Here is a 13,282-nt window from a genome sequence, read left to right on the forward strand (position 1 = left end):
TCGGCACGGACGAACAAAAGGGACGGTTCTTAAACCAGAGCCGATCGCCTGAGCCATCTGTCGTAGAGGGACTGCGGCACAAAGACCGATGCCCGGTTACCGAGACCGGCTGCGTTCCTGGGGTTTGGGCTCGCGCCCAGGACGAGGGATGGGGGGAGTGGCCGGGTCACGGCCGCGGACGATATCCTGCCTGACGTTGGGGGAGGCATCCTTGACCATTGCCGGCCGGATGTTCCGTCCCGCCGCAATATGCGCATCGAGCTGCGTGCGGGCGACTGTCATCACCCGCGCGACCGCTTCGGGATTGTCGAACAATGTCCGTCGGATCACCGCTTCCATCACGCGCATCTGACTATCGGCCGCACGATCATTCGGCGTGTTGCCACGATCGCCGCGCCGGGCATCCGGTCGTTCCAAACCATTGCCATCGCTCTGCCGACTCGTCCCGGATGACCCGCGGACAGCATCGAGATCACGGGCTGCTGCCATGGGCGCAATCGAATTACGGTTCGTCTCTCCGCGGAGCCGGTCGAGCTCCTGGAGATCGCGATCGTTGGGTTTATAACCACGTACCTCGAGCCCCTTTTGACTGGCCTCGATCCAGACCGATCGCCGAAATTCTTCCGATCCCGTGACGTGAATCCGATCCCAATTGCGGTGTTGTGCGATCGCCACCAGATCCTTGACGACCTCCTGGCTTTCCGTCGCCGTGACCAAGCGCCGGCCCTGATCGCGAAACGCGGGATCCTTTGCTTGCGCCGTCGTGAAAAAGGCGGGTTCGCCCGACCATTTTGCCTTGTCGGCATAATAGCGCTTCCGCACGCTGTCCGGCACATCGCCCGCCTCGAGGGAAAGCACCTTGGGGGCGCTTCGCAACGCACCAGCGGCGCGGACATGATCAGGCGATTCAGTGGGACTATCCTTCGCTCCCCCAGGCGAGGACTTTTCCGGCGGAGCCGACCCAGGCGCCTGCGCCTTGCCCCGTTCGGCGGCGTCAATGCCAACGCTGTTGGCAATAGTCCGCGCCGTACCCGATTGCTTGCGATCACTCTCTGCCATGGTCATGCCTCTCGGTCACAAATGCTGGAGATTGGGCGCCTGCGCCCACGGGCTCAAGAACGGCCCGGGCCGTCATCGCCGTGACAAAGGCGATAGCGGCCTGTTCGTCGCCGGGGGGTGGCAGATCCACCATGTCGCCGAGCACCAACATGTCATCGGTGATTTCGGCAAAGCCCGACAGTTCGTCATCGGTCAACGCGCGCGCGCTGGGTTGCGCCTGCTCCGTTGCCGCAGTCTCTGGACCGTCGTTCAACAGAGCAGCCCGCTTCGCGCTAAGGGCCTGCGCTAACGGATCACTGCTGCTCGCCCCGCCTGCCAATTTGGCGGCGGACGACACGGCGTTGATCGCGATCGGGCGGGGCGCGACCTTGGGCGGGTCACTGATGCGGCTCGTGAAGCGCTTCGAGCGGAAATACTCGATCTTGCGGCCCCTGACCGGCGGAATGCCACCGCGCATCAGCAGAAGGTCGCCTTTGGGCATCTGCATCAGTTCCTGGGGCATCATCAGCGCGCGCCGCTGGTCTGATTCCGATATGCTGCGGTTAGCGAGCAGGCCATGAATTGTCCGGCTTTTCGATTTGACGTTCATCGTGAAAAAACCGAGCCGCTCGGACAGTTCGTTGGCGACCTTCAGCTCCTTGGGTGTGAATACGATCTCCAGACCGCAGTTGGCGATGATCTCGTCGGTGACGTCCACGCCATAGATACCGCGGGGCTGGGACCGGCTCTGGATGACTGGCAACAGGCGAAGCCCGTAGCCTGCAACATAGGAAAAAGCCGATGCGATGACCGGTGCCTTGCCGAGGCGGGCGAATTCGTCGAGCAGAATGAGCACTGGCACGCGGCCGCCATTCTCAGGCAGTTCTCGCGTATTGAGATCGATCAGCTGCTGGAGGAAGAGGTTATAGACGGGCGCGATCCGGTCGATATTGTCGGGCGAGACCCCAAGATAGATCGATATCCGCTCGCGGCGGATTTGGCGCAGATCGAAATCGGTCTCTGACGTCGCGGCATCGACATAGGGATTGAGCCAGAGATTGAGCTTCGAGGTGATCGTCTGCTTGATGCCCGAAAATGTGTTGTCCGACGCGGAGGTGAAGTCACTCAGCGCCGACACACAGGCCTGGCTCAGCCGCTGGCCGCGGCGCTGCGCCTCTTCGACGACCTTCGGCAGTTCGACCTTCGGATCGCCCGTCGTCAGTCGCCGATAGATTTCGCCAATCGTGAAGGGGAGGGCGGGGTTGGCCGCGACAAGGGCGCCGACGCCGACAAAGGCGGCGCGCGCCGCTTCCGCCCAGAACGGATCAGCCTTTTCCGGAGCCGGAAACAACATGCCGCCGATCTTCTGGAGTTCATTGATCACATCGGTGTCGTCGAGCCGGTCGATGAAGCTCAAGGGATTGTAGCGGGCGCTTCGCCCTTCGGGATCGAGCGGATCGAACAGATAAACCGCTTGGCCATGCCGTGCGCGAAAACCTGCGGTGATGTCCCAATTCTCGCGCTTCACATCGAGCACCACCACCGAGTCCGCCCAACTCAGAAGATTGGGGATCACCACGCCGACGCCCTTGCCGGCGCGCGTCGGCGCCTCGAGCAAAACATGCTCTGTGCCACCGAAAACCAGATAGCGGCCGCCTTTCTGCCCGACGATGATCCCGCTGTTGCTGCGCAGATGTTCGCGCCGGATCTCGCTTTCGCGCGCGAACCGTGCCTCGCCATGGAGCGTGCGCCCCCGCTTCAGGATGATGAGCAGGATGACGAAGGCGATGGCGCCGCTGACCAGCGCACCGCGCTCCAGCCACAGACGTAGCAGCGGGTCGCCGCGATAGTACCAAAGCCATCCGGGTATCGCCGAGACCTGCGTGCGCGGGCCGATCTGGTTGAGGCCGACGAGCGCGACCAGCACCGCGCACAAGGCACATGCCAAAAAGGTTGCCGCGAGCATCCCCGCGACGATCGCGACCTTAGTGAGTGGTCGTGCGTCCGACAGTCGGGTCAAAATACACCTCCTCGACTTCGAATTTTCCGGCGCGCTTGCGGGTCTGGACGACGACGTCGACGAGCATGTGCAACAGCCCACGGATATCGTCGCGGGCCAGATCGCGTCCGCCCTCCGACTCTTTCACCAGCAGGGTAAGCTGCTCGAAGGCGCCCATGGCCGAGCCGGCATGGACGGTCGTGATCGAGCCGGGATGGCCTGAGTTGACGTTGCGCAGATAAAAGAAGGCAGTGCCGTCGCGCAGTTCCTGCAGGAGGATGCGATCGGGCCGCATGCGCAGCGCACTTTCGAGCAGCTGCTTGGGGCCGACTTTGGCCAGGCCCTGTCGCTCGCTCGAATAAACCATGTGCACGACATTGCGATGCTCGACGACGAGCTCGCGCGTATCCTCGATCGTGAGCAACCGCTCGTCGGGCGGGATCAACTGGATTAGCGCCTTGGCGAAGGTGGTCTTGCCCGATCCGGTCGCGCCGCTCACCAGGATGTTCTTGCGGGCCGCAACGGCGGTCCTGAAGAAAGCTGGCCAGTCGCCGGCGTCGCGCTGCGCAACCAATTGGGCATCGACCTCGCCAAGCCCAAGCGCCGCTGAACGGGTTCCCTTGAACAGGCCGGTCTGCGCGAGCTGATCGATCGCAAGGTTGACCCGGGAAGGCTTGCGCACCGTAAAGGACGGCGCACCGTTCGGCGTCACCGAGGGTATGACGATCTGGCATCGCTCCCCGCCGGGCAAAATGGTCGAGCAGATCGGGGTCTCGGCATTTACGTCCTGCCGGGTGAAGCTTGCGGCCGCGACGGCCAGCGTCGCCAGCCAGTCGCTGTCGAGTTCGGCGACGCTATGCCAATGCCAACCGCGATGATCCTCGATGCCAACCTCGCCGGGCTTGTTGATCACCAATTCGGTGACCTCGACCGGCTCCAGCAACGGCAGGATCGGCGCGAGATAATGGCGCAGGACAGCGGTATCGCTCATCCTCAGCGCCGCAGTTCGAGATTGTAGACGTCGGCGAAGTTGAAGTCCTTGGCGACGAAGATCCCGACCTCCTCGCCCTGGTTCTTCTTCAGCACCGGTCGGATGTTGATGCTGTTCTGGAGCGCGATGCTCGCCCCCTCGCTCGGCGTGCGGGTCGTGTTGTTGAAATTGTTGCTGCCGCCGGAGACGGACTGACCGGCGATATAAGCGGCGTCGTCGACCAGCGAGAGCAGCAACGCGCTACCGAAGCGCGCCCAGAAAAAGGTGTCCACGGACCCGGCGATGCCGGCGCGGCCAAGAGCGTCCGACCCCGGCGAAGCCAGGTCGATGCGCACGCCCTGCGGCGTGACGGCCCGCGTCCACAACACGAACAGGCGGTTCTGCCCTTGCTGGATGCCGCCATGATATTCGCCGAGGACTTTTGTGCCCTTTTCCATGAGCACGACACGGCCATTCTCCGAATAGACGTCGCGCGGAATCAGGCACGAGGTGTAACCGGGCTGCGCCGAATTCATCGCTGTTTGGAGGATGCACGGGATCAGCGTGCCGGCGGTGACGAGATAATTGCGATTGGGCAGCATCGAGGCCCGTGCCTCGCCGACCGCCGAACTCTGTCGAAGCGCGTCGAGCGCATTGGGTGCGCCGCGGGCGGCCGTATCGTTTGCACCATCGCCACCGTCCGGACTGGCGGTGCCGCTACCTGCGCCACTTCCACCCGCCGATGGCTGTAGCGCATCGCGCCCTCCATAGGCGATCAATGTCGATCGCCGTGCCTGGTCGGCCAGGTTCTGGCGCGTATTCTGCGGCGCGCCCGCCGGCGCTGCGCCCGGTTGCATGGCAGGAACGATCTGTCCGTCAGGGCCGACGACCTGCGTGCCAGCCGGAGGATTGATGACGGGTGCGTTGGGATCTGCGGCGAGAGTGCCAAGCGGCTTGGGTTTCGCCGCGACGGCATCATACGCGACGGTCTCGCGCGCTGCCAGATCGGGGCGTTTGGCCATCGACTCCGGTTTGCCCATCAGGCTGCCGGCATTGTTGGCGCTTGGCCCCGAGTTGACCCACAAGATGCCGAGAACCATCGCCGTACCGGCGAAAATCAGGGCGGTATTCCGCTTTGCCGGTGTCATCCCGCCGATCGGATCGATGCCGCGCTCGCGGATGATTTCGTCGCGTTCAGGTGTTGGATCGCCTTGCGGGCGACGAGGGGCCTCGGCCGCAGACTCGTCCATCGCGCTCACTCCTTCGGGTCTTGTATGGTGCGTTCGACATGCGGCGACGCTGTGTTGGTGCCGTGATCGACGCCGAAGGGTGTCGGCGCGAGATTATAGATGCACAGCACCTCCCGGTTCCGGCGTAGCCGCAGTTGAGCCGCCACGGCGTGAACGACCACGAACTCGTCCCGGACATCGAATGGGACCAACGTCTCCGAGCCGTCCGGGCGCACGAGATAAATCGCCGGTATCTCATGATTGCCGGGGAAACGCAGGACCGTGAACTGGCCGTTGTCGGAGATCTCCGACGGCTGAAGATCGCTCGCACCCTGGACCTTGTAGTTCAGATTGCGCGGTCCATCGATGACGCCGTGGTCAAGGGCTCCCCGAACGGCGCTCGCCTGCAATGCCGCGACGCGCTGTGCTTCTTGCGTCGCGCGCATGCGAGCGGCTCGGTCAGCATCATCGCGCGGATAGCGAAACCGAACCTGGAAGAACGTATCGCGGCTCCCGCTGCCGATCGGTCCCCGGCGTGCTGTCAGTTCGAAGGCGTAGTTGCGCAGCCCACCCCCGCGATTGGTCGTGACGATAAGGTTCGTCGGTCCGGCCCGCTCACGCGGCTTCAGGAACAGAATGTGACCGGCAACCGCCACTTCCCAGGAGACGGTGTCGCCGAGCGCGACATGTTCGATCGTCTCGTCGGCGCTGAGCACGACCTGGGTCGCCGTCCGGAATGTGCCGACGATCCGGTAGACCTGGGTCTCCTGATACTCGACGAACTTCACACGTGGATCCGCCGGCCCGCCGCGCGGCGTGTCCTCCGCGAGCGCTGGTGTCGCTAAAATGGCGAGAAGGCCCGCTATGGGAAGAAGGCGGTTCACCGCACCACCTCGGGGTCCGCGCGGTAATTCTCGACCTGGAACCCCAGTGGGTTACGATAGCGGTCGCCCTCCGCCATCGGCGCATTCGTGTACCGGAAGGTGACAGTCGCGATCCAGTCGCTGCTCTGCGTGTCGGTATCGGTCTGGACTGTTCGCGTGAAGCGGACGTTGGCGACACGATCGTTGATGAAGGCAATATTGCGCACGCGGGCCTGCACGACCGCACCCTTGCCCCACACGACCTGTGGACTCGCGGCGTTGTTCGAGCTGAAAAACCGGCCCCAGCGTTGCTGCTCGCCTGGTTCAGACAGGATAGTGACGGCGCGGAAATTCTCTTCGGCCGCCGCCGGCAACCAGCTTTCCCGGGTCCGGACATATTGCGCGAGGAAGAATTTCGTGACCGCCTCGTCATAGCGCATCGGCTTCTGGGTGACGGTGGTCTGCACGTCGACGGCGCCCGTCGTCTGGTTGACCCGAATGATGTACGGCATGACCGTCTTCAGCGGCGCAAGGCCCGCGAGTGCGAAACCCTCCGCGGTTGCGGCAAGCAGGCCCAGGCCGGCCACCATCCAGGCGATGCGTTCGGACCGTAACGATTTGCGCTGACGGTCCTGATCCCAGGATCGGGCGTGGCCGAAATAGAGTTCGGCGTCCTTGGCCGGGACACCTTCGGTCTGATTCCGCATGATCAGCAGCTTCCATAGGTGCTGGGAGCCGTTCGCGCCGATGTCTTCTCGGACAAAGGAACGGGCGGGGGCGGTGTGCCGCGATCAGCTGGTTGCTTGATCTGCGGCACGGGTGGTGAGGCAGGGGGCGCCACCACGGCGGGGATGGGCGAGCCCGGCAGTACGCTCCCATAGATGTTGACGTCGCGCAGGTGCTTGCCATTGCAGACGGGCAGTTTCTTCGGCCCGGAAGCCCCTTGGGCGAGCGTTGGGAGCAGCGCGATGACGATGGCCGTTCGTCGGAGCGCACGGACTATCGTGGACGGCCTCGTCATTGGGTGTTCCTTCCTCATGCGCGGCTGACCGAACCGCCGCGCTGAGCGGCCCGTTCGAGATTGCGACTGTTGCGAGCGATACGGCGTTGCTGGAACGGTGCCGCCATGGACCCCCACGCAGAGCCGGCGAAAGCGCCGATGCCGGCGGACGCGCCCCCGGCAATGCCGGTCGCGATCGAGGGGGCCTGGAAAAAGAAGATTGTGCCGAGGAAGATGTAGACTGCGAACAAGACCGCGCCGATCGTAACGTCCGGCGTCCCTTGGGCCGCTGTAAGCGCGGTGGCGCCGAGATCGGTGATGAGCGCTGTGATGGCGATGATCACCGCCATCAGGACGATGTAGTTGAACACCTGTCCGAGCCAACCGTAGAAGAAGCGCTGCGTGGTTTCGAACAGTGACAGTGCGATGAAAATCGGCCCGAGCGCGATCACGACAGCAAGCGCCACTTTCGCGAACACGGTTATCGCAAATCCGATTGCCGCGGAGAGACCTGCCAATCCGTAAATCGCGACTGCCAGCGTAAGCAGGACGAGCTTCCATGGGTTGATGTCCAGATAGGTCGCGGCCTCGGTCCTGATGATGAGAACGATGGAATCGACCTGGCCGAAATAATCGTCGAAAACCGCACCGACGCTGGTGATGGTCTTGCCCGCAAGCGCTTGGGAGATGGCATCCGGCATCCCGTGGAAAAGCGGGTCCGTGATCCACTCGGAATAAGCGACCGTAGTAGCCGCGACATAGAGCAGGCACAGCTTCACCATCCGGTAGACGAGCTCGCCCCAGGGCTCGCTGACGATTCCGCGCATCACCATGTAGCCGAACAGGGCGATGTAGATGACTAGGCCAAGCGCCAGCGGTCCCCGCACGACATCAATGACGTTGGTGAGACGCTCGTTCAGGAAGAGATCGAGCTTACCGTCAATGTTGGTGTAGATATCCGCGAAGAGTGTGGACGCCATGGCCAATTCCCCGCTTATTTATGGCCCAGCGAACGCTCGAGCTTGTCAGCGTTCTCGACGTCTTTTGCGTTGCTACACTCCTGAGCATTGGTGTGGGTGCCGTCGGCGCACGCGGCGAGGATTTCAGCGCGCAGCTTGGGATCGGACTTCAGGTCCGCCTTGCCGACCGGCTGTCCGCAACCACTGAGGAGCATGGCCGTCAGAACGGGCAGAATCGCCACGCTCCCCTTCACGGCCGACTACTCAGGCTCTGCTGAAGCTTGGCGAGGCCGGTTTCGTCATCTCGCTGCGAACGCAGCCTCGCCTCGGCGGCCTGCCGCATCTGAAGTGCCTGAAGCTGGACAGCGTCGTTCTGGATATGCGCATTCTCGACGCCAATCCGGGCCTGAATATCCATCACGTCCTTTGCATCAGATGCGGTGTCGAGCGATGATCGCAACTCCTCAAGACCTGTCGTCCGCTTCGTCGTGACGCCATAAGCTGCTTCGGCAATGGCGGCATCCCGCGCCGCCATTTCTCCATTGCGAGAAATCGAATCGCGGTTCGAGCGCTCGAAAGACGTCGCATCGGGGCGCAGCTCGGGAAGCTCGACGCGGTTGCTGCTACGGATCCGATCTGCGGCGGTCCCAAGGCTACCGAGGCCAGTGGTGTCGGATGACATGAGGCGCTGAATATCCCGTGCTTCGCTCGGCAAGAGGTGGCGAACGGCATCGGTGTTCAGGGACGAGGCAATCTGATTGACGTTCGTCAGTTTGTTGACGCTGTTGTAGAGCTCGGTTGCCTGCGAAATCTGCTGCTTTCCCTGTTCGATCATCGACAGGGTGTTCTTCACCGTCGAGAGCGTCTGCAGGAAGGTGCTGGAATCATAGACCGGGATGCCCTGCGCAAATGCCGGCATGGACATTGCCAGTCCGCCGACAATCGCCAGCGCTTGAATTACCTTCATGACCTTATCCTTTCCTTCTGCTGGTGACCCGACGGCGCTCGTGAAAGACGGGCAGCCAGTCGCTGGGATCGTCGCCATGTTCGCGGCGAACCTGATCGAGGATTCCAACGGTTTCGGTGGTGCCCGAGAGGACGGCCAGTTCGTCGGACAGCCCGCCGAGATCGAGTTCCACGACGATGGAATCGTGACCCTGCTTGACCAGGAAGCGCCGGCTTTCGGGGATCAGATCGTTTCTGATGAGTTTGAACTCGGCGCGGGTGAGGCCAAGACCATCGATATAATCGACCTCCCGGCCATGCGGGTTGGGCAAGAGGATCTTGGTTGCGACCTGCTCCATGATGCTATGCGAGATGTCCGAGCGCAGTGCGTCGGCCGGGCTTTGCGTGCCGAAGACCAGAAAGGCATTCTGCTTCCGGTAGGTTTTCAGGCCGTCCTGCGCGAACGCGCGGAAGGCATCATCGCCCAGCGCCTTCCAGAACTCGTCGATGTCGATCACGAGGCGACGGCCATCGAGCAAGGCATCGATCCGGTGGAACATGTACATCATGAGCGGCGTGCGGATCTCGGGATTGTCGAGGAAATCCGTCATGTCGAAACCGATGAACCGGGCCTCGAGGGTCAATTCGTCCCGGTCATTGTCGAACACCCAGCCAAGCGCTCCGCCGCGTGACCATTTCTCAAGCCGCGCGCCTATCCCTTCCGGATCGCGCTGTCCGAGCAATTGACGTAGCGCTAGAATAGACCGTTCTTCCGGGGGAAGACGTCCGATCGAAAGGATGCCCTCGTCGATCATCCGCTCCTGCGTGACGCCGAGCTGGGTGCCCGAGGGGGTCACCAGATGCCGGATCAGCCTGCCGAGGAAGACGATGTTGCCGGGGGTCTGCTCGAGCGCCCGGAGCGGCGCGAAGCCGGTCGGCACGCCGTTGCGCAGCGCCAGATACGTGCCTCCGGATGACCGTACATAGATTTCGGCGCCTCGGTCCTTGTCGATGAAGATCTGCTGCGCGCCGGTTTTCTCGAGTTGCGCCATCAGAAAATTCTGGACGACAGTCTTGCCGCCACCCGACGGGCCGATGATCAGCGTATGGCCGAGATCGTTCACATGAAAATTGAAGTAGAAGGGGGACTGGGCCGCGGTCTTCATCAACGCGATGGCAGCGCCCCAATGGTTGCCCTCTGCCTTGCCGGCAGGAAAGGTGTGGAAGGGGGAGAGGGCGGCGAAATTGCGTGACGTGATCGCCGCCGGCCGCGCACGCCACGCAAAGTTACCCGGAAGCTGCGACCAGAAAGCGGCTTCCAGCGCCGGGCCTTCCCGCGCCGAGACCAGACCGGCATCGGCAAGCGCTGCCCGCGCCGTTGAGAGATTCTCGGCCAGGCGTTTCTGATTTTCACCGAAGACCGCGAGCGAGAAATGATGCTCCCCCAGGACAAAGCGATTGCTCTGCAGATCGTCGGCCGCGTCCGCCAGCTCAAGCGCCTGGCTTGCAGCGGCATCCTCGGTCGATGCCATCTGGTTCTGGCGCCGCCGCAGGCGCTCGGAGGCCCGCGCCTTGCCCATGAACGCAAAGGACTGCGTGACGACGAACGCGAAATCCTGGCTGAGCAGCGCGTTCATCTGGCCGGGTCGCGTCATGGCCGGATATTCGCGGATACCGAACAGACCGACGAAGCGGCTCGTATCATGCGCGCGCACCTCGACCGTCTCGCGGCCGAAGATCACGCGTTCCCCATAGATGGCGGAACCGAGATGGCCGCGGACCAGCGGCACCCTGCCGGCGCGGCCCATCATTACCAGCTCGAGCACCTCAAGCGGCTGGGAGAACATCAGGCCGTTATGCTCGTAGAGGTGCAGACGCCGAGGCCGGCAGCGTGCGAGGAGCTTCTCGATATCGCGCGCCTTGTCCTCGAAGCGTGCGAGCTCATCCTCGTCCACCTCGGTCCCTTCCTTGCGCGCCGACGCCAGACGGCGAAGCAGCACGCCGGTGCGGTCGGCCGATCCCACGGACGGGCGCATGATCAGGGTGAGGTACAGTTCGTTGACGAACATCCGCTTGGCAGTGACCCGCGCACGATATTTTGCATCGAGATCAGCCGCAAAGGCCGAGCGGAACTCGCCTTCGGGATAGTCCGTGATCGGCCGGCGAACGATGTGGGTCCAGATCGCGAGGCGGTCGTCGGCAATGTTGCGCAGCGTACCGTTGAGCTTCTCGTGCCAGTCGTTGAGATGGACAGGGTCGGCGGTTTCAAACGCCATGCCTTCGAGCTTGAACATCATCATGAGGTCGCGCCCATCGAGCGCGATGACGTTCTCGTCGATATGGCGCGCATAGGGCAGGTAACGCGCCGGGTCGGCCTCCTGTTTGAGGATCCGCCATGGCGTGCGGGCTGTCGCTCCGCTCAATGCGCTGGCCCGGCTAGCCACGTGCGAAGCCCGGGCGCTTCGCCCCGTCGATCGGCAGGGGAGAGTAGGAGCTGCCGCCCCACCAGCCGCGGTTGCGGCAGCGCGCCTTGGTCGTCGTCCACAGCCACAGCAGTCGAAACGCGTTGGCGTCGTGCCGGACAATCAGTCGGGCAATCGCCAGAAACGCACCGGCCAATGCGAAAGCGTAGAGCGGGTTGCCGGTGATGATGAGGGTCAGGCACGCTGCCAGCGCGATCGGCAGCGACGCCTCGATCGGTACGCCCAACCACATCGTTGGTCGGGTCACGGCCAGGAAGAGCGTCTCTTCCCTAAGCTTTTCGTCGTCCATCGCGGCGCACTCACGCGCCGCCGGTGATGGTATCGACGATCCACTGCGCGCTGAACACGATGAAGATACCGACAATGACCGTCACGAGGAGACCGAGGCTGGCACGGCCCGTGAAGAACATGAAGCCGACGATGACGACCGCGATCACCGCGATCGTCTTGGCAAATGTGCCGGTCAGCCAGGTCTTGATATTCTCGGCCATCGACGTGACGCCATCGGCGGCCTGGGCATGCGCGGGGTCGCTCAGCAGCATCGAAACCAGTATGGCGGTGGCGACGAGCGCCAGCGTCTGGACGAAAGCGCGGCGACGTGGCGGGAGCCAGGTCGATATGGTCGAGGCGGAGATTGTCATTCGGTCGGTCCTTCTCTCGATGGTGGTGTCCCGTCGCCAAACACCATCATCGAGGCGGTTTGGGCGCGTGCGGAAATGTCCCAGGACCGCGGTGCTTTCACCGCCGTCTGCACAATGCGAGGCTCCTGGATTGGCGTTTCGGATGCGGGTCTTGGAGGTGCGGGCCTGACCGAGGCTGCGCCGGTTGGCGCTAATCCCCTGATCGCGGGAATGATGACCGCAGAGCTCGCATAGACTCTCGCCACATAGCCGTTGCCAAAGCCACGGGCCTGGTTTCCGGTATTGTACATCGAAAGAGCAACGGAGATCGCGCGATCGGACGAACCCTGGGTGCGCGCCGCGTCAAGGAAGTTGCTCGACAGGACCCGCGCTGCGGCGGCGAGATTGCGACAGGGATCGAATGTGTCCTCGACCGAGAGGCCCAGCCATCGAAGATTGGCGCTGTTGATCTGCCCGAGGCCGAGGTCGATATTATAGCCCTTGGCGATCAACGACCGGGCGATCCGGGCGGCGGCGGCAGGCGTCGCGGGTATTTCGGGTCGGACGCCGCGGGCGTTAACGCCGATGGCCAACGTGTCGAACTTGCTTTCGGCATGCACGACGGAGACCAGTGTTTCCGGCGCGACCGAAGGCGCGCATTGTTGCGCGAGGGCGACGACACTGGCCAGTTGCAGGATCATTGTGATCCCATTTCGGCTGAGTCCGGACCCGGCGTGAGGCGCTCGATATTGGCCAGCGAATAGGTTTGTTGCCGACCATCGGCAAACGTCATCACGACACGGCGGCGGGTGGCGGAGTCGCGGTCGTAAACTCTCGTCTTCGCGACACCGCCGCCGCTACAGCCGGGAAAGGAGCCGCCGGTCGCCAGCTTTTGCCAAAGCTTGGTCATCGGGGGAATGCACGCGCCATATTGCGTCGCACCGCCCGGATTTGAGAGGCAAAGCAGAACCTGGCAGCCGAGGTCGTTGGCTCGCGCCGGAACCGCCTGGGCGGACATCACCAAGACCGGCACGGCAAGGGCAAAGCGCAGGCGCTGCATCTGATTTCTCCGCTTTTCAGCGCCGCTGCATTAAAAATGCGCCGACCACTCTCCGTTGAAAATCACCTCTCTTTTGAACCCGGCGCGGCATTTTCGGGCAATCCCCCCACAAGGGG

14 protein-coding genes are annotated in these 13,282 nt (G+C 63.2%); all 14 read right to left on the reverse strand.

All coding sequences use genetic code 11. The features are described from left to right. Positions 1 to 96: 96 nt before the first annotated feature. Complete coding sequence (locus FYJ91_RS19470; RefSeq protein ID WP_181008596.1) at positions 97 to 1,065, reverse strand: LPD7 domain-containing protein; 969 nt, start codon at positions 1,063 to 1,065, stop codon at positions 97 to 99. Further along, entirely contained in the window at positions 1,046 to 3,004 is a 1,959-nt protein-coding gene (locus FYJ91_RS19475; protein WP_149524076.1) for a type IV secretory system conjugative DNA transfer family protein, read from the reverse strand. Before FYJ91_RS19475 ends, FYJ91_RS19470 begins: the two co-directional genes overlap by 20 nt. A gap of 19 nt (positions 3,005 to 3,023) precedes the next feature. Next, positions 3,024 to 4,028: a P-type DNA transfer ATPase VirB11 gene (gene virB11 / locus FYJ91_RS19480; RefSeq protein WP_149524001.1), complete on the reverse strand. Its 1,005-nt coding sequence runs from the start codon at positions 4,026 to 4,028 to the stop codon at positions 3,024 to 3,026. A 2-nt stretch (positions 4,029 to 4,030) separates the two neighbouring features. Next, entirely contained in the window at positions 4,031 to 5,257 is a 1,227-nt protein-coding gene (virB10, locus tag FYJ91_RS19485) for a type IV secretion system protein VirB10 (RefSeq protein ID WP_149524002.1), read from the reverse strand. Between the two features lie 5 nt (positions 5,258 to 5,262). Next, a complete protein-coding gene (gene virB9 / locus FYJ91_RS19490) occupies positions 5,263 to 6,120 on the reverse strand; it encodes a P-type conjugative transfer protein VirB9 (RefSeq protein WP_149524003.1) in 858 nt (285 codons plus the stop codon). Further along, entirely contained in the window at positions 6,117 to 6,806 is a 690-nt protein-coding gene (locus tag FYJ91_RS19495) for a VirB8 family type IV secretion system protein (protein ID WP_149524004.1), read from the reverse strand. Before FYJ91_RS19495 ends, virB9 begins: the two co-directional genes overlap by 4 nt. A gap of 328 nt (positions 6,807 to 7,134) precedes the next feature. Beyond that, the gene (locus FYJ91_RS19505; RefSeq protein WP_149524006.1) at positions 7,135 to 8,079 is read right to left on the reverse strand and encodes a TrbL/VirB6 family protein; all 945 of its coding nucleotides are present in this window, start codon (positions 8,077 to 8,079) and stop codon (positions 7,135 to 7,137) included. Between the two features lie 14 nt (positions 8,080 to 8,093). Further along, a complete protein-coding gene (locus FYJ91_RS19510) occupies positions 8,094 to 8,300 on the reverse strand; it encodes an EexN family lipoprotein (protein ID WP_246152758.1) in 207 nt (68 codons plus the stop codon). A gap of 8 nt (positions 8,301 to 8,308) precedes the next feature. After that, a complete protein-coding gene (locus tag FYJ91_RS19515) occupies positions 8,309 to 9,025 on the reverse strand; it encodes a TrbJ/VirB5 family protein (RefSeq protein ID WP_149524008.1) in 717 nt (238 codons plus the stop codon). Between the two features lie 4 nt (positions 9,026 to 9,029). Next, positions 9,030 to 11,447 (reverse strand): VirB4 family type IV secretion/conjugal transfer ATPase, encoded by a 2,418-nt coding sequence (locus tag FYJ91_RS19520; RefSeq protein ID WP_149524009.1) that lies wholly within the window; start codon positions 11,445 to 11,447, stop codon positions 9,030 to 9,032. After that, positions 11,440 to 11,775 carry a VirB3 family type IV secretion system protein gene (locus FYJ91_RS19525; protein WP_149524010.1) on the reverse strand — a complete coding sequence of 112 codons (336 nt, stop codon included), beginning with the start codon at positions 11,773 to 11,775 and terminating at the stop codon, positions 11,440 to 11,442. Before FYJ91_RS19525 ends, FYJ91_RS19520 begins: the two co-directional genes overlap by 8 nt. A 10-nt stretch (positions 11,776 to 11,785) precedes the next feature. Then, positions 11,786 to 12,127, reverse strand: a complete 342-nt coding sequence (locus FYJ91_RS19530) for a TrbC/VirB2 family protein (protein WP_149524011.1) — start codon at positions 12,125 to 12,127, stop codon at positions 11,786 to 11,788. After that, on the reverse strand, positions 12,124 to 12,807 hold the full coding sequence (locus tag FYJ91_RS19535; RefSeq protein WP_149524012.1) for a lytic transglycosylase domain-containing protein: 684 nt from the start codon (positions 12,805 to 12,807) through the stop codon (positions 12,124 to 12,126). Before FYJ91_RS19535 ends, FYJ91_RS19530 begins: the two co-directional genes overlap by 4 nt. Further along, positions 12,804 to 13,166 (reverse strand): hypothetical protein, encoded by a 363-nt coding sequence (locus tag FYJ91_RS19540; protein WP_149524013.1) that lies wholly within the window; start codon positions 13,164 to 13,166, stop codon positions 12,804 to 12,806. Before FYJ91_RS19540 ends, FYJ91_RS19535 begins: the two co-directional genes overlap by 4 nt. Positions 13,167 to 13,282: the final 116 nt, after the last annotated feature.

The sequence above is a fragment of the Sphingomonas montanisoli genome (genome assembly GCF_008274695.1).
Taxonomy (GTDB): Bacteria; Pseudomonadota; Alphaproteobacteria; order Sphingomonadales; family Sphingomonadaceae; genus Rhizorhabdus; species Rhizorhabdus montanisoli.

Coding starts and splice junctions, on each gene's coding strand:
- FYJ91_RS19535 (WP_149524012.1), bottom strand. CDS start 12,807: ATGATCCTGCAACTGGCCAGTGTCGTCGCCCTCGCGCAACAATGCGCG.
- FYJ91_RS19525 (WP_149524010.1), bottom strand. CDS start 11,775: ATGGACGACGAAAAGCTTAGGGAAGAGACGCTCTTCCTGGCCGTGACC.
- FYJ91_RS19470 (WP_181008596.1), bottom strand. CDS start 1,065: ATGACCATGGCAGAGAGTGATCGCAAGCAATCGGGTACGGCGCGGACT.
- FYJ91_RS19475 (WP_149524076.1), bottom strand. CDS start 3,004: ATGCTCGCGGCAACCTTTTTGGCATGTGCCTTGTGCGCGGTGCTGGTC.
- virB10 (WP_149524002.1), bottom strand. CDS start 5,257: ATGGACGAGTCTGCGGCCGAGGCCCCTCGTCGCCCGCAAGGCGATCCA.
- FYJ91_RS19505 (WP_149524006.1), bottom strand. CDS start 8,079: ATGGCGTCCACACTCTTCGCGGATATCTACACCAACATTGACGGTAAG.
- virB11 (WP_149524001.1), bottom strand. CDS start 4,028: ATGAGCGATACCGCTGTCCTGCGCCATTATCTCGCGCCGATCCTGCCG.
- FYJ91_RS19515 (WP_149524008.1), bottom strand. CDS start 9,025: ATGAAGGTAATTCAAGCGCTGGCGATTGTCGGCGGACTGGCAATGTCC.
- FYJ91_RS19540 (WP_149524013.1), bottom strand. CDS start 13,166: ATGCAGCGCCTGCGCTTTGCCCTTGCCGTGCCGGTCTTGGTGATGTCC.
- FYJ91_RS19495 (WP_149524004.1), bottom strand. CDS start 6,806: ATGCGGAATCAGACCGAAGGTGTCCCGGCCAAGGACGCCGAACTCTAT.
- FYJ91_RS19530 (WP_149524011.1), bottom strand. CDS start 12,127: ATGACAATCTCCGCCTCGACCATATCGACCTGGCTCCCGCCACGTCGC.